The 22115-nt window shown below is 67.3% G+C and carries 22 protein-coding genes; 9 read left to right on the top strand and 13 right to left on the bottom strand.

The genetic code is table 11. The features are described 5' to 3' along the window. Positions 1-101: 101 nt before the first annotated feature. From ACZ432_RS02950 to ACZ432_RS02980, 7 genes are all read right to left on the bottom strand, one after another. A complete protein-coding gene (locus ACZ432_RS02950; RefSeq protein ID WP_426963090.1) occupies positions 102-1751 on the bottom strand; it encodes an ABC transporter substrate-binding protein in 1650 nt (549 codons plus the stop codon). A 147-nt stretch (positions 1752-1898) separates the two neighbouring features. After that, on the bottom strand, positions 1899-3623 hold the full coding sequence (locus ACZ432_RS02955; protein WP_426963091.1) for a GTPBP1 family GTP-binding protein: 1725 nt from the start codon (positions 3621-3623) through the stop codon (positions 1899-1901). A 167-nt stretch (positions 3624-3790) separates the two neighbouring features. Further along, a complete protein-coding gene (locus ACZ432_RS02960) occupies positions 3791-4354 on the bottom strand; it encodes a J domain-containing protein (protein WP_426963092.1) in 564 nt (187 codons plus the stop codon). A 110-nt stretch (positions 4355-4464) separates the two neighbouring features. Next, positions 4465-4887: a DUF5809 family protein gene (locus ACZ432_RS02965; RefSeq protein ID WP_426963093.1), complete on the bottom strand. Its 423-nt coding sequence runs from the start codon at positions 4885-4887 to the stop codon at positions 4465-4467. Between the two features lie 52 nt (positions 4888-4939). After that, on the bottom strand, positions 4940-5407 hold the full coding sequence (locus ACZ432_RS02970) for a DUF5810 domain-containing protein (protein ID WP_426963094.1): 468 nt from the start codon (positions 5405-5407) through the stop codon (positions 4940-4942). 111 nt (positions 5408-5518) lie between these two features. Continuing rightward, positions 5519-5977 (bottom strand): NOB1 family endonuclease, encoded by a 459-nt coding sequence (locus ACZ432_RS02975; protein ID WP_058366069.1) that lies wholly within the window; start codon positions 5975-5977, stop codon positions 5519-5521. Next, positions 5977-6222, bottom strand: a complete 246-nt coding sequence (locus ACZ432_RS02980) for a PRC-barrel domain-containing protein (protein ID WP_058366070.1) — start codon at positions 6220-6222, stop codon at positions 5977-5979. Before ACZ432_RS02980 ends, ACZ432_RS02975 begins: the two co-directional genes overlap by 1 nt. 207 nt (positions 6223-6429) lie before the next feature. Between ACZ432_RS02980 and infB the strand changes: the two genes are divergently transcribed. Then, entirely contained in the window at positions 6430-8220 is a 1791-nt protein-coding gene (gene infB / locus ACZ432_RS02985) for a translation initiation factor IF-2 (RefSeq protein ID WP_426963095.1), read from the top strand. Positions 8221-8440: 220 nt separating this feature from the next. On the opposite strand, the gene ACZ432_RS02990 is transcribed toward infB, so the two are convergent. The 3 genes from ACZ432_RS02990 to ACZ432_RS03000 all read right to left on the bottom strand — a co-directional run bounded on the left by ACZ432_RS02990 (position 8441) and on the right by ACZ432_RS03000 (position 9205). Beyond that, entirely contained in the window at positions 8441-8656 is a 216-nt protein-coding gene (locus ACZ432_RS02990) for a hypothetical protein (protein ID WP_426963096.1), read from the bottom strand. A gap of 78 nt (positions 8657-8734) precedes the next feature. Further along, positions 8735-8965 carry a hypothetical protein gene (locus tag ACZ432_RS02995; protein ID WP_426963097.1) on the bottom strand — a complete coding sequence of 77 codons (231 nt, stop codon included), beginning with the start codon at positions 8963-8965 and terminating at the stop codon, positions 8735-8737. Positions 8966-8986: 21 nt separating this feature from the next. Continuing rightward, positions 8987-9205: a hypothetical protein gene (locus ACZ432_RS03000; protein ID WP_426963098.1), complete on the bottom strand. Its 219-nt coding sequence runs from the start codon at positions 9203-9205 to the stop codon at positions 8987-8989. Between the two features lie 83 nt (positions 9206-9288). Between ACZ432_RS03000 and ACZ432_RS03005 the strand changes: the two genes are divergently transcribed. After that, on the top strand, positions 9289-10110 hold the full coding sequence (locus tag ACZ432_RS03005) for an IS5 family transposase (protein WP_426963099.1): 822 nt from the start codon (positions 9289-9291) through the stop codon (positions 10108-10110). 180 nt (positions 10111-10290) lie between these two features. Here ACZ432_RS03005 and ACZ432_RS03010 read toward each other — a convergent pair whose 3' ends face one another. Further along, positions 10291-11190: a substrate-binding domain-containing protein gene (locus tag ACZ432_RS03010; protein ID WP_426963100.1), complete on the bottom strand. Its 900-nt coding sequence runs from the start codon at positions 11188-11190 to the stop codon at positions 10291-10293. A gap of 739 nt (positions 11191-11929) precedes the next feature. On the opposite strand from ACZ432_RS03010, the gene ACZ432_RS03015 reads away from it, so the two are divergent. Next, complete coding sequence (locus ACZ432_RS03015) at positions 11930-12115, top strand: DUF7333 family protein (RefSeq protein ID WP_426963101.1); 186 nt, start codon at positions 11930-11932, stop codon at positions 12113-12115. A gap of 136 nt (positions 12116-12251) precedes the next feature. Here the strand turns inward: ACZ432_RS03015 and ACZ432_RS03020 are convergent, their stop codons facing one another. After that, complete coding sequence (locus ACZ432_RS03020; RefSeq protein WP_058366072.1) at positions 12252-12707, bottom strand: 30S ribosomal protein S19e; 456 nt, start codon at positions 12705-12707, stop codon at positions 12252-12254. Between the two features lie 138 nt (positions 12708-12845). On the opposite strand from ACZ432_RS03020, the gene thiL reads away from it, so the two are divergent. From thiL to ACZ432_RS03045, 5 genes are all read left to right on the top strand, one after another. After that, positions 12846-13736 (top strand): thiamine-phosphate kinase, encoded by an 891-nt coding sequence (gene thiL / locus ACZ432_RS03025; protein ID WP_426963102.1) that lies wholly within the window; start codon positions 12846-12848, stop codon positions 13734-13736. 927 nt (positions 13737-14663) lie between these two features. Next, on the top strand, positions 14664-16208 hold the full coding sequence (locus tag ACZ432_RS03030; RefSeq protein ID WP_426964740.1) for an acyl-CoA carboxylase subunit beta: 1545 nt from the start codon (positions 14664-14666) through the stop codon (positions 16206-16208). Beyond that, positions 16208-16543: a hypothetical protein gene (locus ACZ432_RS03035; RefSeq protein WP_426964739.1), complete on the top strand. Its 336-nt coding sequence runs from the start codon at positions 16208-16210 to the stop codon at positions 16541-16543. Before ACZ432_RS03030 ends, ACZ432_RS03035 begins: the two co-directional genes overlap by 1 nt. 379 nt (positions 16544-16922) lie before the next feature. Then, positions 16923-18767, top strand: a complete 1845-nt coding sequence (locus ACZ432_RS03040; RefSeq protein ID WP_426964738.1) for an acetyl-CoA carboxylase biotin carboxylase subunit — start codon at positions 16923-16925, stop codon at positions 18765-18767. Between the two features lie 90 nt (positions 18768-18857). Next, positions 18858-19514: a DUF1028 domain-containing protein gene (locus ACZ432_RS03045; RefSeq protein WP_426964737.1), complete on the top strand. Its 657-nt coding sequence runs from the start codon at positions 18858-18860 to the stop codon at positions 19512-19514. A 49-nt stretch (positions 19515-19563) separates the two neighbouring features. On the opposite strand, the gene ACZ432_RS03050 is transcribed toward ACZ432_RS03045, so the two are convergent. After that, the gene (locus tag ACZ432_RS03050) at positions 19564-21225 is read right to left on the bottom strand and encodes an ABC transporter substrate-binding protein (protein WP_426964736.1); all 1662 of its coding nucleotides are present in this window, start codon (positions 21223-21225) and stop codon (positions 19564-19566) included. 189 nt (positions 21226-21414) lie between these two features. Between ACZ432_RS03050 and ACZ432_RS03055 the strand changes: the two genes are divergently transcribed. Then, positions 21415-22023 carry an NUDIX hydrolase gene (locus tag ACZ432_RS03055; RefSeq protein WP_058366885.1) on the top strand — a complete coding sequence of 203 codons (609 nt, stop codon included), beginning with the start codon at positions 21415-21417 and terminating at the stop codon, positions 22021-22023. The last annotated feature ends 92 nt before the right edge of the window (positions 22024-22115 follow it).

Raw genomic sequence — 22115 nt, forward strand, 5'->3', positions numbered from 1 at the left:
GGCTGTCGGACTGTCGCAAATCCGCAAATAAATAGGTTGCTTTTCGGTTCCCGCGAAATCGGCGGGAAAGAGCCGGAAACCGGGAAACGTCGCCGTCGCGACTACTGGACGGAGACGTTGTTGTGGTCCGTGAAGATCTGGACCTGCGTCGAGATCGGGTGCGAGCTGAAGCCTTCGACGCTGTTACGGACGCCGTAGGAGTTGTTCAGGTTGTACGCCGGGATGTGGACGCGGCCCTCCAGAAGCGTCGTCGTCGCCTCGATGTAGAGCTGGCGCCGCTCCTCGCGGTCGGCCGACTCACGCGCCTGCGTGAGCTTCGCGGACGCCTCGTCGTAGTTGTGGAAGGTGCCGTTCGTCACGCCCTCGGTCTCCTGGCTCAGCAGGTGGTACGCGAACGCGTCCGGGTCCGGGGAGCCGGACCAGCCGAGGGTGTACATGTTGAAGTCCTCCTCGTTCCCGCTGGTGTACGCGTCCGTGAAGGTCCCCCAGTCGAGCCGCTGGACCTGGACGTTCTCGAAGCCGGCGTTCTGCAGGCCGTCCCCGAGGGAGATGCCGATCTGCTCGCGCATGTCGTCCGGCGGGACGATAATGCGCCAGTCGTAGTCCCAGCTGACGCCGGCTTCCTCGAACAGGCTCTGTGCCTGCTCGATGTCCTGGTCGTGGCTGATCTCGCCCCACTCGTCGACCGGGAAGTCCCATTCCTCGGAGATGGAGGCCGGGTACGGGCTGACCTGCCGGACGCCCGAGGGCTTCACGAAGTTCTCGATGGCCTGGTCCATCGAGAAGCAGTAGTCGACCGCCTCGCGAACGACGGGGTCGGTCGTCGGACCCTCGCCGCAGTTGAACGCGAGGTAGAAGTAGCCGACGCCCGGCGCCTCCGAGATGCTCGCGTTCTCGTTGTTCCGAACCGTCTCGTACAGCTGGGGCGGGATCGTCTCGATGATGTCGAGGTTCCCCGTCTCGAGTTCGGTGACGCGGGTCGTCTGCTCCTCGACCGGGTCGAACTCGATGGTCTTGATGTTCGGAACGCCCGCCTCCTCGTCCCAGTAGTCGTTCCACCGCTCGACGGTCGCGAAGTTCTCGGGCTCCCACTCGACGAGGTCGAAGGGGCCGGAGCCGACGGGGTCCTGGTTGTACGCCTCGGTGTCCTCCTGCCGGACGGAGGCGTTGACGACGTTCCGGACCATCGCGGTGTTGAACGCGCCGTAGGGGTACTTGAGGTCGAACTGGACCGTGTGCTCGTCGACGGCCTCCGCGGTGTCGATCATGTCGACCTCGGAGGCGTTCTCGGTCTCCTCCTCGACCGGTGCCGTCATCGTGTGGATGACGTCTTCCGCGGTGACCGCGTCACCGTTCTGGAACTCCGCGTTCTCGCGGAGCGGAACGATGTATCGCGTCCCGTCGCGCTCGACGGTCGGCTGCTCGGCCGCGATCTTCGGCTCGATGTTGACGCCCTCGCCGTACTCGTAGAGGCCGTCGAAGATCTGGCCCGCGATCTGCGCGGACGGCACGTCGTTGATGACGATGGGGTCCATGTCCAGCGCGCCCTTCACCTGACCGAAGTAGAGCTCCTGCTGGGGCAGGTCGCTCCCGCCGTTCCCGCCGCCCGAGCCGTCCTCGGTGCCGGTTCCGCCGCCGGAACCGCCGTCGTCTCCACCGGTACAACCCGCAAGCAGCGCCGTCGACGACAGCGCGGCTCCGCTCGCGAGCAACTTCCGCCTCGTAACGTTGTCCATGCGTGACTTCCGCATGTTATGCCGGTTTCCTTTCTATATAATAAGGATTTCGCAAATCGTTCATGGATCTCCATCCGAGGTCGGCGATCTAACGGTGGAAAAAGATCAGAAATGTACACTCCTGTCGATCGCCGTGGGGCCGTCGCGGGACGGGCCGCCCCCTCAGTCGTCCGCGTTCACGGGACCGGACCGCGGAGTGACGGACGTGACGGTGCCGACGCCCTTGCTCGACCCCTCACGGAAGACGAACCGCTGTCCCTCCTCCACGAGGTAGGGTCGGAACTTGAACCGGACCGTGGCCTGGCCGGTGTCGCCCGGCAGCAGTCGACCGCCTTCGGGGGAGAACTCGGCCGCTTCGCTCATCGTCTCCAGGTGGACCACCGGCTCGTAGCCGTCGCGGATCCGGGTCGGATGGTTGAGCACCATCACCTCGGCCTCGAACTCCCGGACTGCGGGCGGGTTCTCCTCCCGCGGGACGAGCACCATGCCGCGCTCCAGTTCCGCCTCGTCGACGCCCTTCAGCGCGATCCCGACGATCCGGCCGGCCGCCGCGCGGTCGACGCGGTGGTAGTGCATCTCGATCGAGCGGACCTCCACCTCCCGGAAGCTCCCGTCGGGCATGGGGCCGCACAGCAGTTCGTCGCCCGCCTCGACGGCGCCGGAGTTCACGGTGCCAGACGCGACCGCGCCGACGCCGGTCACGCTGTAGGTCCGGTCGATGTACATCCGGAACGACGCGCGCTCGGGCGTCGCGCGCTTGGGGAGCGCCGCGAACAGCCGGTCGAGGTCGTCCAGTCCCTCCCGGGTCACCGCGCTCGTCCGGAAGACGGGGACCACCGACTCACCGATCTCGTCGGCCGCGGCCGCGACGCCGTGGCGCTCGACCGGGAGCGGCGTGCGCCCGACCTCCCGTAGCATCGACTCGACCTCACGCTCGACCGCGTCGACGCGCTCGCCGCTCACGGCGTCGGTCTTGGTGACCGCGACCACGGTCGGAAGCTCGGTCGCCAGCAGGATGCCGAGGTGCTCGCGCGTCGTCTTGGTGGGCCCGTCGTCGGCCGCGACGACCAGCAGGCCGTAGTCGAGCTTCTGGCCTACCAGCCCGCGGATCGTCGTGCGGAGCCACGGTTCGTGGCCCACGGTGTCCACGAACGAGACGAGCCGGTCGGCCCGCTCGACGACGCCCGCGCGGTCGGTCTTGCGGTGCGGGTTGTCCATGCGGACCGGCACGGGGTCAGCGGCGGGCACCCCCGCGGACTCCCCCGCAGACTCCGCGTTCCCGCCGTCCTCGCCGTCCTCGAAGCCGTAGACGGCGTACGACAGGTCCGCGGAGAGCCCGCGCTCGATCTCGTGGGGCTGCACGTCGAGGAAGCCGCGCGTCGCGCCGTCGCCGTCGTCCGCGTCTCCGGTGACGAGCGACCCCACGAGCGTCGACTTGCCGTGGTCGACGTGGCCAGCGGTGCCGACGACGAGGTGGTCCTCGTCCGTCTCCAGCACGCCGCCCTCGCGAACCGTGGCGAGCCCGACGATCCCCTCCGTCGGGCTCTCGCCGCCGTCACCGCCCTCGCGCACGTCGCCGACGCTCCACGTGTCGACGTCGTGGATGTGCGCGTCGGCCTCCTCGGCCAGCACCGAGAGCACGTCCATCGTCTCCGAGAAGGTCTCCGGCGGGACGCCGGCGATCCCGCCGTCGTCGGTGACGCCGAGCACGTACGTCGCCTCCCCGTCCCCGGAGAGGACGCGGTGGCGGAGTTGTGCCACGAGCGACTCCATCCGCCCGTCCGCGAGGTGAACCTCGCGGGAGAGCCGCTCCTTGAACTCGACGGCGCCGCCGTCCTGCTCCCCGCGCTCGATGGCCCCCCGTATGGCGGACCGGTCAGCGCTCATGGGCGCTCGTAGGCGAGGACCACGTATAACGGTTTTCGTGGGGTGTGTCCCCACGGCACGGGGGCAGTCCGGATCGGTCGAAAGTGGTGAGGAACGCTCCGGACCGATCGGGAGCGGCAGGGAGCGCTCTCGCGTCGGGCGTGTTCCCGGAGGACGCCCTGACCGCGCTACGCCCGCGACCGTTCCTGTAAGCGCTCGTAGGCGGCGTTGAGCTCCTTGAACGCCTCCTCGTCGCCGCCCGCGGCGTCGGGGTGCAGCTCCTTCGCCTTCTCGCGGTACGCGCGCTTGACGGCCGCCTCGTCCGCGTCGGCCGAGAGGTCGAGCGTGGCGTACGCCTCGCGGACCGTCGGACCGCCGTCGGCCGGCGGGGCCCGGTCGCGGCGTCCGTCGCGACGGCCGCTCCGGCGTTGCCCGTCCCGTCGGCGCTCGCGGGACTGTCGCCCGCGCGGGTCCGCCCGGCTGCCGGTGAACGCCGCGCGACGGTTCTCGGCGGCCCTGGCTCGCTGCCGGGCTCGCGCGCGATCCCGCGCGGATGCGCCCGTCGCCTGCCGCCGGACCCGGGCCCGAAGCCGGCCGCTGGCGTGGTACCAGAGGAAGTAGGTCGCGAGCGCGAACGGGACCGCGACCGCCAGCATCACCGGGCTGATCGCGAGCCCGCCGACCAGAAGCACCGCCGTCAGCCCCGCGAACGTCGCCGCGAGCCCCACGACCACCCGCTCGTTCGAGAGCACGGTCTCCGTTGGGGGCGAAGCGCCGTAAGCGTCCCGCCGAGACGCCGTCCCCGTCGTCGAAGTGCGTCGAAACGCGTCGTCCGACGGGCCGTCAGTCCGCCGACCGAGCGCTACAGCGCGTCCCGGTAGATCCGCCCGAAGGCGTTCCGCCGGAGCGTACCGGCGGCCGCGTCCGGTTCGTTCTGGAAGGTGGCGGCGACGACCGCGTCGGCGAACGGCGCGGCGTGCCAGACCACGTTGTCGACGTGTTCGGAGCCGAGCACCGTCACGTCCCCCTCGGTGAACGGCCGCTCGTCGAGCCACGCCTCGAACGTCTCGCGGTCGGCGACGTGGACGGTCAGAAGCGACGCGAACAGCGCGTCGCGGGCGGTCTCGATAACCTCGCCGGTGACGCGCTCGTCGTACTCCTCGCCGTCGAAGCCCATCGCCTTCGCCGTCTCTCGGACGACCACCTGCGCCGCCTCGCCGGCCTCCGCGTAGCGGTCGCGCGCCTCCTCCACGGTCGCCGGAGCGAACGAACCATTCGTCTCCATGTCCCCGGATCCGACCGGCGGCGGGAAGGGGTTTCCGCTCCGAAGCGGACAGTCAGGCGTCGTCTTCGCTCCCGGAAGCGTCGTCGTCCGCCCCGTCGCCGTCGTCGAGCATCCGCTCGGTCAACTCGCGCGCTTCCCGCAGGACCTGCTGGACCTCGGGGTCGTCGCGGCCGGGGCCCCCCGACGCGGCCCCCGCGCCGCGCCCGGTGCCGCCGGCGCCGAGCCCGCCCGCTCCGCCGCCGAGGGGGCCGACGTCGGGGCGACCCGGTTCCTGCCCGTGACCCTGCCCGTGGCCGTGCTGATGGTCGTGACCGTCCCCGTCCTCGGTCTCGACCTCCTCGGCGTGCGGCGTCACTTCGCCCGCGAGTTCGGCCGGGGTGCTGTCGCTCCACGCGTCGGCGTGCTCGTCGAGCCACGTCTCGTGGTCGTCGCCGTGCAGCATCGCCGTGAACGCGAGGTGGTGCGCGAGGTGCTCGCCGTCGCGCTGCGGCAGGTCACAGACCGGACACGCGTAGCCCATGTTCGTCCGCACGTCCGCGCGCCGGCCGCTTCAACCCGTCGTCCGCGGTCCGCGACCGAGCCCTCAGGGGTCAGAAAAAGGTCCGCGGACGAGGGCCGGGAACCGCGCCGCTCACGAGGGGTTCTTGCGCGTAAGTTCGCTGCCGCAGATCGGACACCGGTCCTTCTCCTCGTCGAAGACGCGACCGCAGCCGAAACACTGCCACTGCCACTCGCGCTCCTCCGTGATGCCGTCGCGGGCGATCACTTCCACGTCGAGGTCGAGCCGCTCCGCGACGTTCTGCATCGCGTAGTCGTCCGTGACGAGCGTCGCGTCGAGCTCGAAGGCGGCGGCGACGAGGCGGCGGTCCGTCTCCGAGAGCACGTCCGCGTCGCCGGACTCCTCGGCGGCGCGGGTGATCCGGCGGAGCGAGGCCTCGTCGGGGATGTGGACGGTCATGCCGCCCCCCTCCATGGCGTCGAACCGCAGCGCGTGCCCCCCCTCCAGTTCCTCCTTCACCGCCGGGATGGAGGCCGTCGGTCCGTCCGGGTCGTGGCCGTGGATGAACGCGGAGGCGTCGAGGACCCGCATCAGCGGCCGACGACGATGTAGTCCTTCACCGCCTGCACGTTGCCGACGGGGACGAGCATCCGCCCCCGCTCGTCGACCTGAAAGCTCGACCGCGCGGGGTCGAACTGGTCGTTCGGGGTGACGAGCAGGTGGTGGAGCTCGCCCGACTTGAGGTTCATCGTGATGTTGTACAGGTCGCCGAGTTCGGTACCGTCCGCGCCCATCACGGCCTTGCCGGAGAGGTTCTCCGCGAGGATGTCTGCCATGTCCGAACGAACCCGGCCGACCGTCTTAAACGCCACGGGGGCGTCCGACGGGCGGCACACGCCGCGCGGGGGCGGACCGACCGGGAGCGCGGAAGCCGGCCGCCGCACCCGGGATCGGTCCGATCGCTGCGCGACCGCCGTTCTGAAAGGCTTAACTGCCGCCCGCGATTCCTCCCGGTAACGACCGATTTCTCGGGGTGACCTTCGATGGCAGACACACACGCGGACACGCTACGAACGCCAATCGTCGCCGTGCTCGGGCACGTCGACCACGGCAAGACCAGTCTACTCGACAAGATACGCGGCTCCGCCGTCTCGGAGGGCGAGGCGGGCGCGATCACGCAGCACATCGGGGCGACGGACATCCCCCTCGCGACCATCTCTTCGATGGCGGGCGAACTCGTCCAGCCGGAGGACTTCGACCTCCCCGGCCTGCTGTTCATCGATACGCCGGGCCACCACTCCTTCTCCACGCTGCGGGCCCGCGGCGGCGCGCTCGCGGACATCGCGGTGCTCGTCGTCGACGTCAACGACGGCTTCCAGCCCCAGACCGAAGAGGCGCTGGACATCCTCCGGCGGACGGGGACCCCCTTCGTCGTCGCCGCCAACAAGATCGACACCACGCCCGGCTGGAACCCCAACGAGGGCGAGCCGATCCAGCCCACCTACGAGGCCCAGTCCGACCGCGCGCAGTCGATGCTCGACGAGAACCTCTACCAGATCATCGGCCAGCTGTCGGACAACGGCTTCTCCGCGGACCTCTACTGGCGCGTGCAGGACTTCCAGAAGAACATCGGCGTCGTCCCGGTCTCCGCGATCACCGGCGAGGGCGTCCCGGACCTGCTGACCGTCCTGATGGGCCTCTCCCAGCGGTTCATGAAGGAGGAGATGGCCATCGACGTGGCGGGTCCCGGCAAGGGGACCGTCCTGGAGGTGAAAGACGAGCGCGGCTTCGGCGCCACCGTCGACGCCGTGATGTACGACGGCGTGATCCGCACCGGCGACACGGTCGTCGTCGGCGGGCAGGGCGACCCCATCGTGACGGAGGTGCGCGCGCTGCTCCAGCCCCAGCCGCTCGCGGAGATCCGCACGGAGAAGCAGTTCGAGACGGTCGAGGAGGTCGGCGCCGCGGCCGGCGTGAAGATCGCCGCGCCGGACCTCGACGACGCGATGGCGGGCGCGCCCGTCCGCGTCGTCCGCGACCGCACCGAGGCCGAGGTGATCAAGGAGGTGAAAGCCGAGCTCGCGGAGATCGAGGTCGAGACCGAGGAGGACGGCGTCGTCGTGAAGGCCGACACGCTCGGCAGCCTCGAGGCGATGGCGAACGCCCTCGAGGAGGCCGAGGTCCCCATCCTCCGCGCGGAGGTCGGCGACATCGCGCCGCGGGACGTGGCCATCGCGGAGACCGCCAACCAGGACGAGCACAAGGCCATCCTCGGGTTCAACGTCGACCTGCTGTCGAACGCCCGCGACGAGTTGGAGGCCGCGGACGTGAAGCTGTTCACCGACGACGTGATCTACCAGCTGATCGAGGACTACGAGACGTTCGTCGAGGAGCGCAAGCGCGCCCAGCAGGAGACGGTCCTCGACAAGATCGTCCGCCCCGCGCGCGTCCGGATCCTCCCGGACCACACCTTCCGGCAGAACGACCCCGCGGTCGTCGGCGTCGAGGTCCTCTCGGGCACCCTCCAGAACAACCGCAACGTTGGGAAGTTCGAGGGCAACGAGTTCGACCGCGTCGGCCAGCTCTCCGGCATCCAGAAGCAGGGCGAGGACGTCGACGAAGCCCGCGCGGGCGAGCGCGTCAGCGTCGCCATCGACGGCCCGACCGTCGGCCGCGGCATCGAGGAGGGCGACACCCTCTGGACCGAGGTCCCCGAGAAGCACGCGAAGATCCTCGAACAGGAGCTGAAAGACGAGATTACCGCCGACGAGTTGGAGGCACTGACGAGCTACCTCGACACGCGGCGCAAGCGGGACCCCTTCTGGGGGAAGTAGAGATTTTGTGTAGTCTACACAGATTCGGGCGCTTTAGCCGATAGTTGGTGTCAAACCCGCCAGACTACTCTACCAACCTGATAGGTAGCCGCTTCGCCACTTCTTGCGCGTCAATCGAACCCGATCGACACCACCCCAAAAGGTCCCCCGTCAAGATCACAGAGCGGACGGGTCCCTACTCGCGTAGGGGTAGGAGTGAATATGCGCGGACGAAACGTCGCTACAATTTCCGCCCAACGTCTTTCAGGAAATAGAACGCTCCCAGTCCAATCGCCGCGAGGAAAATAATCAGTCCAAGGTTCTCCATCGGGACCGACGTGGACCCCAAACTGTATTGAGTTCTCAGCATACCCTCATTAACTGCCCACAGGATTCCTAATCCTAATCCTGCGGCAAGTAACCAACTTGCCACACCCCCAATATCAAGTCCTCCCATGTTCCAAACGACAAATTGATAATTCAAAAATCTTGACTTAGCGGGGTGGAAGTGGAGCCGACTAATCGTTGCGAACCATCACCAATCTGCGAAAACATCCACCAGCGGACCCATCTTGAGAAGAGCCCAGAATAGGATAATCAAACCGAAGGTGGGGACCGCGATCGTCCGAATCACGTACTCGCCTACCGCCCACGCTTCAGAGAAAGACAATTCGCCAATATTCAGAGTGAGATAGAGAAGTGGGCCTCCCACAACTAAGACGGCTACGGCAGTCACCAAGTCGTCTGCGTCGTTCCAGTCTGACATCTATGCCATCTCCCCTGCAAATTAAAAGAAGGCGAACACGAGAACGCCCCCAAGGGTGAGCGGGACCAACGCCTTGAGCGCGCCCACTGCGAGATTCATCATCCGATACGTACTCTCAATATCTTCGCTCTGAATACTCGCGTTAGACAGTATACTCCCCATCTCGAGCAGGAACGGAGCCACGGCAAGGACTGTGAGCAATGACCCGAACGCAGCTATCTTCCCCCAATGTACTGTCATACACTTGGTATGAGCGGGTGATGACTTAATAGGCTCTGTTGAAATCCTCAGAGAGTTACAGGTTCGCCCGGTAGTCTGACCGCATGGAAGCCCTCCCGAAGTCACAGTTACTCCGGTTCGTTGAGCAAGCGATGCACGTGGCTCGGCGAGCTATCGCTCGTTACTCATCGAAATTCTCGAAACGGCGGTACACACTTCATCAACACATCGTCCTCCTCTGTCTCAAGGTTCGGAAGAATACGACGTACCGGACGCTCCTTGACGAACTTATTGAAATGCCTCGGGTTCGGAGCGTCCTCAATCTTCAGGAAATCCCGTCTCCTTCGACGTTGTGTAAGGCGTTCAACCGCCTTGAAATGGCTGTGTGGCGGGTTCTTCTCAACCTCTCGGTCACGCTTCTCCCTACTAACGGCGTCGTCGGGATAGACGCTTCCGGGTTCGACCGCAGTCATGCCTCGAAGCACTACACGAAGCGAACTAAGTTGACAATTCAGCAGTTGAAAGTTACGCTTCTCGTGGACACGAGAGTAAACGCCATAATCGACTTACACGTGACGACGACACGAAAACACGACTCACAAATTGCACCGTCGCTCATCAAGCGGAATACCGATGAAGTAGCGATTCTCCTCGGTGACAAGGGATACGACGACCAGAAGGTTCGCGCGTTCGCCCGTGACGCTGATGTTCGCCCCCTCATCAAGCACCGAGAGTTTTCGTCGCTCCACAAGGCGTGGAATGCACGGCTGGACGCCGACCTCTACGGCCAACGGAGTCAGAACGAGACAGTGAACTCCAGCCTCAAACGGAAATATGGCGCATTCGTCCGCTCACGATACTGGTGGAAGCAGTTCCGTGAACTCGTTGTCGGCTGTCTCACTCACAACATCGACAAGTCACTCTGAACAGCGGATATCGATGAACAAGACAGCAAGTGGGTCGAACCCTTCTGATTCTCGTCAAAAGAGTCGTGACCGGCTCAGAGGGGATATGCAGCAACCACTCTAGCGATTATCTTCTGAGTTTTCGTTCTATGGCCAGGGTCGAGTCCAACGTTACAGCGATCGTCAAATTGGCAGGATCAGTCAAGAGTCGGCTTGCCAATTGAGCGGGAGAAAGTCCCTGTACCTGTCGACGTACCGTTGTCCGGCGGGCGACTGGAGGTACGAGACGAACGCACGCTCTTGCGGGTTCGGCTCCCCCCACGAATAACACGCGAGGTCAACCGTCGCCGGATATCCCGTCTCGTTCACGCTGAAACGCGTGCCATCAACACTGATGTCCAAAACGGGAGTGTCGTAGACGGCGAAACCGACGGGGACCTCACCGACTGCGTCGTTCCGGGATTCTATTCTGTTGACCCGCGTGGCCTCCCTCCCCCTGCGTTCGTCAACGCCAGCCTCGGGAACGCCGTTAAAAAACGTGTCCATAAGCCAGCGCGGGGGGTTCGCATCGGGACCAGCAATGACCCTGATTTCTCTGTCTGGACCGCCCACCTCCTTCCAGTTCGTTATCTTGCCCGCGTAGATGTCCCGCAACTCCTCTGCCCGCAACGATGTCACGCCGCTGTCGATGATCGGAGGGCTGACGACGAACGCACTCCCGGCGGTTGCAACCGGATGACTGACCGACTGGTCCTCGATTGCAAGCGATTCGCTGATTGCTCCGGTCGTTTTGTACCCAGTGGCACCGAGATCAACCCGGTCAGCAGCGAGGTCTCGGACCACAGCCGTTGGATCAGAATGAGATATGACAGTCGGAACCGGTGGAGTTGACCGCTCACCGGTGGGTTCCAGTCCCTCCTGTCGACAGAAATAGTCAGCTAGTCGTATGTCCGAGGCGATGTCGAGTTCTGCTACCCAACTTCTGTCCGACACTTTCGGGTTCAGATTCCACGTGATAGCCGCTTCATGCAGCACTCGGTGGAACTCCGATCCTGACTGGACGTGCAGCGGCGTGGTGGTCGCTTCGTCTCGTGCATTCATTGTGACCGTCCCCGCTGTCGGTGAGTCGTCAGGCGTTGTCGATGAGCTATCATCGAAGAGTGACGCACAGCCGGCAAGCGACGCGAGGAGGGCGGTACTAGCGGCGAGCGTGTTCCGACGCGAAACGGAGGGCGTCGAGGAAGACCTCATTAGGTTTCGCTGATCGCGCACCGAGTGTAAAAGTTGCTCAGAACCCTATATAGAACTCGTTGGCTAATCGGTCAATCAGAGCCAACAGCTCCGGTTCTACCGTCCAAAAGGATAATTAGGGGTGTGACTACCGCCTGGTTCGCACACTCAACCCTGACCGACTCGCGCCCTGTATGCAGCACGCTCGAATAAATTGTCCATCGAAACTGATGATTTCTCTAACTACCAGTCCCACCTGCCTAAGGACTATTCTGGCAAGAAAGGTGTCGAGAAGATAGGATTTCAACAGAGCCACTTAATACTGTTACGCCGATTCGGGCGTCTGAGTCCTCAAAACCTCAGTTTTGACGGGATAAACTGAGATGATCCCCCTATTCGTGGCCCCACCTCGTTTGCCAGCAAAATCCGCGCGCCCGCTCCACGGCGCTTTGACCTCCTGCCACCGCCTTGCTATCCCCCCCCCCCCCGTTAGTTGTGTTGACGTTTGTATACACGGTTCGTTGGCTTCTGAGGGAAGTAGTCGAGAACAATTCTTCTCGAGCCCGTCACCCACTCGACCGTTTTTGTCCGTCCGGTTCCAACGGCGACCATGGAGTTCGACTTCACCCGCTCGGTGGCTCCGCTCGTCGTGATCGTCGCGGTCGCGTCCGTCGCGCTCACGGCCGTGATGATGCCCTCGACGGTGTTCATGATGGTCCTGCCCTCGATGGTCGTCTTCTCCGTCGTCGCCTTCCTGCTCGGGATGAAGCACGGCGAGTTCCGCGCGGGTTCGTAACGACCCGGCCCGGGCACCGGTCACCGCGACGGTTCTGTACGCGCTCCCACTCCCAGTGGCCACGCCGGTGCGGGCCCGACCGCGACACGGCGCTGCCGCTCACGACTGCGAGCCTGCGGAAAAAGCGAAAAACGCTCTACGCGTAGCGTTCGAGTTCGGGGCGGTCGAGGTCCTCGAAGACGTCCTCGGCGACCTCGGCGAGGAAGGCGGTGCCCTCGCCGGTGAGGCGGCGGCCCTCGCCCTGCGCGGTCTCGACGAGGCCCTCCTCCTCGAGCTGCTGGAGCGCGGTGCGGATGACGTTGCGGGAGCCGGCCGCGTGCTCGCCGGGGCGGACGATGTAGCGGTTGGAGCCGCGCTTCTTGCCGCCGTACTCGGTGGCGAGGCGCTCGACGCCGACCGGGCCGCTCTTGGAGATCTTGCGGAGCAGGCTCGCGGAGCGGACGTACCAGAAGTCCTCCTGCTCGGGGGGGAGTTCGTTGGCGGTGCCGGCCTTCGCGAACTCGGCCCACGCGGGCTCCTCGATGCGGTCCTCCAGTCGCGCGGCGGCCTCCTCGATGAGGTCCTCCGCCGGGACGTCGTAGATGGTTACCATTGAGGCCAAATTCCGTCGCATGCCGTTTAAAGTCATCGTATTCGGGAGGCACCGTGGGAACGGTTTACAGGGCCGGAGCGTCGGGATTCCGGCCGCGTGCCGACCCCTTTTAGTCCGCCGCCGCCGAACCCCGGCCCGATGGACGAACGCGAGGCGCTGGCGCGGATCGGCGCCACCCTCCCACACGCGGGCGACGACGCGGCGGTCGTGGGCGACACCGTCGTCACCACCGACATGCTCCACGAGCGCACGGACTTCCCGGCCGGGACGACGCGCTACACCGCGGGCTGGCGCGCGGTCGGCGCCTCGCTGTCGGACGTGGCGGCGATGGGCGCGGCCGCGACCGCCGCGGTCGCGGTGTACGCCGACGAGCGCTTCGATCCGGAGGAGCTGACGGCGTTCCTCGAGGGCGCCCGGGACGTGTGCGCGGCCGTCGAGGCCGAATACGTCGGCGGCGACCTCGACGAACACTCGGAGTTCACCGTCGCCACGACCGCGTTCGGCGAGGTGGACGAGCGTGCGGGGCCGGTCCGCCGCACCGGCGCCGAACCCGGCGAGGCGGTCTGTGTCACGGGCGAGTGGGGCCGGACCGCGGCCGCCCTCCGGCTGTTCGAAGCCGGGGAGACGGAGCGCGCGAACGACCTGTTCCGGTTCGCCCCGCGCGTGGCGGCCGGTCGCGTGCTCGCCGGCCGCGCGAGCGCGATGATGGACTCCTCCGACGGACTGGCCCGCTCGCTCCACCAGATCGCAGCGGCGAGCGACGTTGGGTTCGCGGTCGACCGCGAGAGGGTCCCGGTCCACTCCGCGGTGGAGGAGGTCGCCTCGGACGCGACGGAACGCTTCGAACTCGCGGCCCACTTCGGCGAGGACTTCGAACTCGTCTTCACCGCACCCGAGCGCGCGCTCGACGCGATCCGAGAGCGCTCACCGACCCGGATCGCCCGGATCGGGACGGTCGAGCCGGCCGAAGCCGGCGTGACCGCCGACGGCGAGCCCCTTCCCGACCGGGGCTACACGCACGGCGGATAAGCCGAACTACCGAACCGCGATACTTACTGTTGCAGACCGATTCAGACACCTCGATTTTCTGAAACTCCCGGCGGTGCGGTGCCGTGCGGTCGGCGCGCGCCGCGGCGACCCTGTGTCGCCGCGACCGCGCGAGGTCGCCAGCGCGCCACTGCACGCTGGCTGCTCGAAAATCTCCGATTTTCGGTGGAGGCGGTGGCGCGGCCGCATTGCGGTGTCTCCGGCGCGCCACTGCACGCCGGAGGCCAGCGGGACGCGGTTTGTCCCGCGCTGCGGTTCCGCGGCCGCGCCGCCGCCGAGGCTGGGGAGGTGTGAGGCCGCCGTGCGGTTGCGGGGCGGTTGCGGTGGGTGGGGCTGAAAGGGGCAGTCGGCTCGATCCGGCCACGACGACGCAAGCACCGCAGCGGGCTGTGTCTCCAGCGTCGCCGTGAGCGCGGTGCGGAGCGAACGGCGGCTCGAAAATCTCCGATTTTCGGCGCGCTACCGCACGCTGGAGGCTAGCGAGACGCGGGTTGTCTCGCCAAGCGGAGAGCGAGGAGCGCAGCGAGGGTCCCGCGAGGAACGAGCGGGACGACGGCAGTCGCAGCCCGGACCCGTCCGTCGGGTGGTGCTGAGAGACGCAACGGAACGCCCGGACCGCCTGCCGGAACGCGGCTGGTCGAGCCGACTGGGGCTTTCTGGGCGTTGTTGTCGAGCGCAGCAGGATCTGCAACAGAAACAGAAAAACCACTAGCTGACAGAAAAACAGAACAACTACCGTGCTCCACTAAGTATCGCTATCCCGCGTGTTTCGGCTATCGTCACCGAGACGGGGGACGGGACACGAGCGGGTACGACGGACGTCGAACCACAATATCGTCGTGTAGCAGAACCCTTTTGCCGACGCTCGGAGACTCACGACGTAATGACTGAAGGTGGTCCCGCGTGACGATGGACGACCGTATCGAGGACCTGCGAGAACGCCGCGCCGAGGCCGAGAAGGGCGGCGGCGAGGACCGCATCGAGTCCCAACACGAGAAGGGGAAGATGACCGCGCGCGAGCGGATCGACTACTTCCTCGACGACGGCACCTTCCACGAGTTCGACCAGTTCCGGACGCACCGGAACCACACGTTCGGGATGGAGGAGAACCAGATCCCGGGCGACGGCGTGGTGACGGGCTACGGCGAGGTGAACGGTCGGAAGACGTTCGTCTTCGCGCACGACTTCACCGTCTTCGGCGGGTCGCTCGGCGAGGTCTTCGCCGAGAAGGTCTGTAAGGTGATGGACAAGGCGATGGACGTGGGCGCGCCCGTCATCGGGCTCAACGACTCCGCGGGCGCCCGCATCCAGGAGGGCGTCGCCTCGCTCGGCGGCTTCGCGGAGATCTTCCGCCGCAACACCGAGGCCTCCGGCGTCATCCCGCAGATCTCGGCGATCATGGGCCCGTGCGCGGGCGGCGCGGTCTACTCCCCCGCCATCACGGACTTCACCTTCATGGTGAAGGACACGTCGCACATGTTCATCACCGGACCGGACGTGATCGAGACGGTGACCGGCGAGGAGGTCACCTTCGAGGAACTCGGCGGGGCGGTGACCCACACCTCCACCTCCGGCGTCGCGCACTTCGCGGAGGAGAGCGAGGAGGACGCCCTCGACGACATCGCCCGACTGCTGTCGTACCTCCCGCAGAACAACGTCGAGGACCCGCCGCGCGTCGAGCCGTGGGACGACCCCGAGCGAGCGGACGACGAGCTCAACGACATCGTTCCGGACGCGCCGCGCAAGCCCTACGACATGAAGGACGTGATCGGCCGCGTCGTCGACGAGGGCTCCTTCTTCGAGGTCCAGGAGAACTTCGCGAAGAACATCGTCGTCGGCTTCGCCCGCCTCGACGGCCGCTCCGTCGGGATCGTGGCGAACAACCCCCGCGTCAACGCGGGGACGCTCGACATCGAGTCGAGTCAGAAGGGCGCCCGGTTCGTCCGCTTCTGTGACGCGTTCAACGTCCCGATCGTCACCTTCGAGGACGTGCCCGGGTTCATGCCCGGCACCGACCAGGAGCACAACGGCATCATCCGCCACGGCGCGAAGCTGCTGTACGCCTTCTCCGAGGCGACCGTCCCCCTGCTGACGGTCATCACCCGGAAGGCGTACGGCGGCGCCTACTGCGTGATGTCCTCGAAGCACATCGGCGGCGACGTGAACTACGCGTGGCCGACCGCGGAGATCGCGGTGATGGGCCCGAAGGGCGCCGTCAACGTGCTCTACCGCGAGGAGCTGGCGGCCGCGGACGACCCCGACGCGCGCAGACAGGAGCTCATCGACGAGTACCGCGAGGAGTTCGCGAACCCCTACACGGCCGCGGACCGCGGCTTCATCGACGACGTGATCGAGCCGCAGGAGACCCGCGCGCGCCTCATCGACGACCTGGAGATGCTCACCGGCAAGCGCGAGAGCCTCCCGGACAAGAAACACGGCAACATCCCGATCTGATGGCGACCGACGACACCGCGCCGGACGGCACGGGTCCGCGGGAGGGAGAGGGCGAACGCGACGCCGCGCCGGCGCTCGATCCCGCCGCGCTCGCGATCCCGGACGACGCCGACGAGGGCGAAGCGGCGGCCATCGTCGCGGCGGTCGCGGCCCACCTTCGCGACCAGGAGGCGGCCGCCGCGGCCGCGGCAGCCGACGGAGCCGAGGAGACGTGGGACGGCGACCGCTGGACGTTCGCGGGCCGGCTGGAGTCGACGAGCCGGCGGACCGTCCGCGTCCCTCGCGACGCCCCGCGGGACGCGTGGAGCGCGGCCGGGCGCGCGGACCGGTTCTGACGGCGGTGGGGTTTGACGGCGGGAGGGTCTGACGGCGGTGAGAAATGGCGCCGGCGCTCGGCGTCGTCTGCGTGTGCGGACGAAACGAACGGCCGATGTTCGTCGGCCGGCGGCGCATTCCCCCGACTTCCCTTGTGTCGGTCGCGCCCCGGATGTGACCCCGGTCTTCCCCCGAATCCCGGTGACAGCGTTCCTTTCGAGCGGGAGTATAAATGTCTATCCCCCGGAATATCCCCGGTGAGAACGCGGCGCGTCCGCGGGCGCTGTCGGCGGCTGCGCATCGACACCAATTCTCGGTCGACCGGGGCGATGCGCTCCGTTGACTCGCTCGGGAAAGACCGACAGAATGAGGTGGTCGTTCGTGGAAGACCCTGCAAGAATGTTCGACAAGGTTCTGGTCGCCAACCGAGGCGAGATCGCGGTGCGCGTGATGCGCGCCTGCGCGGAGCTGGGGATCGACACCGTCGCCGTCTACAGCGAGGCGGACAAGCACGGCGGGCACGTCCGGTACGCGGACGAGGCGTACAACGTCGGCCCGGCGCGCGCGGCCGACTCCTACCTCGACCAGGAGGCGATCGTCGAGGCCGCGCGCAAGGCGGACGCGGACGCGATCCATCCAGGATACGGCTTCCTCGCGGAGAACGCCGAGTTCGCCGCTCGCGTCGAGGACGCCGAGGGGATCGCCTGGGTCGGCCCCTCCAGCGAGGCGATGGAGCGGCTGGGCGAGAAGACCCACGCCCGCCGCGTGATGGAGGAGGCGGACGTGCCCATCGTCCCCGGCACGACCGAACCGGTCGACGACGTCGAGGCGGTCACGGCGTTCGGCGACGAACACGGCTATCCCGTGGCGATCAAGGCGGAAGGCGGCGGCGGCGGCCGCGGCATGAAGGTCGTCGAGAGCGCGGACGAGGCGGCCGACCAGCTGGAGTCGGCCAAGCGGGAGGGCGAGGCGTACTTCTCGAACGACTCCGTCTACCTCGAGCGCTACCTCGAGAACCCCCGCCACATCGAGGTGCAGATCGTCGGCGACGAACACGGCAACGTCGTCCACCTCGGCGAGCGCGACTGCTCGCTCCAGCGCCGTCATCAGAAGGTCATCGAGGAGGGGCCGTCCCCCGCGCTCTCCGAGGAGCTCCGCGAGCAGATCGGCGAGGCGGCCCGCCGCGGCGTCGCCGCGGCCGACTACTACAACGCCGGCACGGTCGAGTTCCTCGTCGAGGAGGACGGCGACCGCGAGCCGGGCGAGCTCCTCGGCCCGGACGCGAACTTCTACTTCCTCGAGGTGAACACCCGCATTCAGGTCGAGCACACCGTCACGGAGGAGCTCACCGGCATCGACATCGTGAAAGAGCAGCTCCGGGTCGCGGCCGGCGAGGCGCTTTCGGTCGAGCAGTCCGACGTGACGCTTGACGGCCACGCCATCGAGTTCCGCATCAACGCGGAGAACGCCGCTCAGGAGTTCCAGCCGGCCAACGAGGGCAGCCTCGAGACGTACGACCCGCCGGGCGGTATCGGCGTCCGCCTCGACGACGCGCTCCGGCAGGGCGACGAACTGGTGACCGACTACGACTCGATGATCGCGAAGCTGATCGTCTGGGGCGAGGACCGCGAGGAGTGTCTGGCCCGCTCCCGGCGCGCGCTCGCCGAGTACGACATCGAGGGCGTCGTCACCATCGTCCCGTTCCACCGCCTCATGCTGGAGGACGACCGCTTCGTCGGCGGCACGCACACGACGAAGTACCTCGACGAGGAGCTCGACCGCGACCGCGTCACGGAGGCCCAGGAGAAGTGGGGCACCGGCGACGCGACCGCGGACGAGGACGGCGACGAGGAGGTCACCGAGCGCGACTTCACCGTCGAGGTGAACGGCAAGCGCTTCGACGTCTCGCTGGAGGAGCGCGGTGCCCCCGCCATCCCGACGCCGGAGGCGGGCGGCACCGGCGGTGCGGAACGGCCGCCGCAGGCGCAGGAGGGCGACGACGACGGCGCCGCGGTCGAGGTCGCGGAGGGCGGCGAGGCCATCGAGGCGGAGATGCAGGGAACCATCCTCTCGGTCGACGTCGAGGAGGGCGACGAGGTGGGCGCCGGTGACGTGGTCTGCGTGCTGGAGGCGATGAAGATGGAGAACGACGTCGTCGCCGAGCGCGGGGGCACCGTGGCGAGCGTTCACGTCGGTGAGGGCGACAGCGTCGACATGGGCGACGTGCTTGTCGTCCTGGAGTAGCGAGCGGACTTCGGTCCCCGACGGAGCGCCGTCCCCGGTGCGGGCTGCCGTCTCCGGCATTCCTTTATCTACCGTGTGCGATCGGATCGCATGACGTACTCGATCTGCGCGACGGACGGCACTCGACACGGCGTGGTCATCGCGACGAAGGCGCCCACGGTTGGATCGCTCGCGCCCAACCTCTCGTACCACGGCGCGCTCTCCTCGCAGGCGACCGTCTCGATCCCGCTCGGCAGACGCGCCGCCCGACTGATGGACGAGGGCGCGGACGTGGCGGCCGCGGTCCGGACGCTGATCGACCGCGACGAGCACGCCGACGAGCGCCAGGTCCACGGCGTCGACGTCCACGGAACGACGTTCCACCACTCCGGCGAGAACTGCGTCGACTGGTTCGGCGGGATCGAGGGGGACGGCTACACCGTCGCGGGCAACATGCTCGACGGCGAGCACGTGGTGGAGGCGGCCGCGGAGGCGTACGAGGCGGCCGCGGACGAGCCGCTGCCCGAGCGGCTGCTCGCCGCCGTCACCGCCGGCGAGGACGCGGGCGGCGACAAGCGCGCGGAGAACGCCCAGAGCGCCGCGCTGCGGGTTTATGACCCCGACGAGCCGCGGCTCGAACACGACGTGCGCGTCGACGACCACGAGGACCCCGTCCCGGAGCTCCGGCGTGTCTACGAGGTGGCGAAAGAACAGGGCGAGGAGTGGGACGACGGGTTCCGGAAGATGGACCTCCAGCGGCATCCCTGAGCGCGGTCGGCATCTCGGGGATCGGGACCAAAAATCGCGTTCGGGGGGTCTACAGCCCGATGTCCTTCACGTAGATCTGCTCGTCAGCGCGCGCCTCCCAGTCGAGGCGTTCGCTGATCCCGTAGAGGTTGTGGTGCTGGTGCAGGTAGATCCACGGCGCCTCGTCGTGAGCCAGCGCCATCGCCTCGTGATAGAGGTCGCGGCGGGCCTCCACGTCCGGCTCGTCCTCCGCGGCGCGGAACAGCTCGTCGAGGTCGTCGTTGGCGTAGGTCGTGAGCGACCCGTAGCTCGCCAGCACCGGGATGGCGATGGCGCTGGTGTCGAAGGAGGCGTTCCCCCAGCTGATGAGGTACATGTCCGGCGAGGTCTCCATGTTCCCGTCGGTCAGCTCGCTCGCGAGCGACGCGAACTCGCGCTGTTGCACCTGACAGGAGACCCCGTCGAGGTCGCTGATGTAGCCCGCGACCGCCTGCGCGACCTGCACGTCGCCGAACACGTCGCCGACCGGCGAGTCGAGCGTCAGGCTCACGTCGTCGTACGGGCTCTCGTCGACGAGCTCCTGAGCCCGTTCGGGGTCGTACGGGTACGGGTCCACGTCCGGGTTGTAGCCGAAGAAGTCCGGGAGCGTGGGCTGACCGAGCGCGATGCCGAACCCCGACAGCACGTTCTCGATGATCGCGTCGAGGTCGATGGCGTAGTTCATCGCCTGCCGGAACGGCACCGAGTCGAACGGCTCGACGTTGTACTTCATCGCGACGAAGACGAGCCGCGTCGCGGGCGAGGAGTCGATGCGCGTGTCCTCGTTCTCCTCGACCTGCGGCGCGTCGTTAGGGTTGAGGTCGGTGATCAGGTCCGCCTCGCCCGAGGCCAGCGCGCTCCACCGGGAGCTGGACTCCGTCGACCCCCGGAACGTCGCCTGCGCCACGTCCGGCTGATCGCCCCAGTAGTCGTCGAAGCGCTCGTAGACGAGCTCCACGTCCTCCTCGTACGCCCCGACCTCGTAGGGACCGGTGCCGTTCATCTGCCGGCCGACTTCGCCGTCATCGCGGCTCTCGGTCCACTCCCGCTCCATCACGGTGAGGTACGCCGCGAACAGCGCGAACACCGCGGGGTTGACGCTGGTGAGGTTCACGTCCACGGCCGCGCCGTCCATCGACGGCTCCGCGCCCGCCACGCCGGTCAGCTGGTCGGCCTGCGGACTGGCGATCCCCACGTCGGGGTCGACCGTGCGGTTGATGCTGTAGGCCACGTCCTCGGCGGTCATCTCGTTGCCGCTGTGGAACTGCACGCCCTCCCGGAGGTGGAACCGAACGGTTTCGTCGTCCAGGCGCTCGTAGTCGGTCGCGAGCTGGGCGATTATCTCGGTGTCCGCGTTCCGCCTGATGAGCCCCTCGTACGCCTGTGCGAGCGACCGCGTCGTCACCGCCTCGCGGTGGTCGTGTGGGTCGAGCGTCGTCGGCAGCGAGTCCTGCACGATGGTGATGGCGTTCGCGTTCTCGCCGTCGCCGTCCGCGTCGTCGTCGGTGCCGCTCCCGCCACCGGAGTCGGTGCCGTCACCGCCCTCGGTCGGCGTGATGTCGTCGATGTCCTCGCCGGAACAGCCGGCCAGAAGCGTCGCGGTCGCGCCGCTGCCCGCGTACGCGAGGAACCGCCGCCTCCCGACGCCGTCGGGGTCGCCGCCACCGCTCGATGTCTTGTGAGTATCCCTCATACGTCACGGTAGGAACTACCACGGATATACGTTGCAGTCGCGGCCGTTCCTGCCCGTGCTCCGACGGGAGCGTCGGGACGGCGGGACCGGGGTCGGGCGCACACGCCCCGTGGAGCGCGCGAGCCGCGCGGGCCGCGCGGACCGCGCACTATCGAACGCTTATTAGTCCCGGTCTCCGTGACTCCCCGTATGAGCACCACGGACGCCGCCGAGGGAACCGACGTGGACGCGTCGGGCGCCGCCGACGAGGGGGACCTCGAGCACGAGAACGCCGCGCAGGACGTTATCCGAGTCGACGCCGAGGACAACGAGCAGGGGCTCGCGAACCGCCTCGACGCTCACACGGGCGACGGGATCCGCCACCGCGCGTTCACCTGCCTGATCTTCGACGGCGACGGCCACCTCCTGCTGGCCCAGCGCGCGCCCGACAAGCGCCTGTGGGACACCCACTGGGACGGGACGGTCGCCTCCCACCCCGTCGAAGGGCAGTCACAGAAGGAGGCGACCCGCCAGCGACTGGAGGAGGAACTCGGGATCACCCCCGACCAGTACAACGACCTCCGCGTGACGGACAAGTTCGAGTACAAGCGCTACTACGAGAACGCCGGGCTGGAGTGGGAGGTCTGTGCGGTGCTGAAGGTCACCCTCGACGACGCCTCGCTGGACCCTGACGAGGACGAGATCGCCGGCATGCTGTGGGTCGACTACGAGCACCTCCACGAACACCCCGAGTGGTACCGCCAGCTCCGACTCTGCCCGTGGTTCGAGATCGCGATGCGGCGCGACTTCGCGGAGTAGGCGCCCGACCTCGCGCCGGACGAAGCGTGTGAGCGTCCCGAAAGGGACCGATACTGAGTAGAGTACGGTAGTTGTTCTGTTTTTCTGTCAGA

The organism is Haloparvum alkalitolerans, assembly GCF_055381565.1.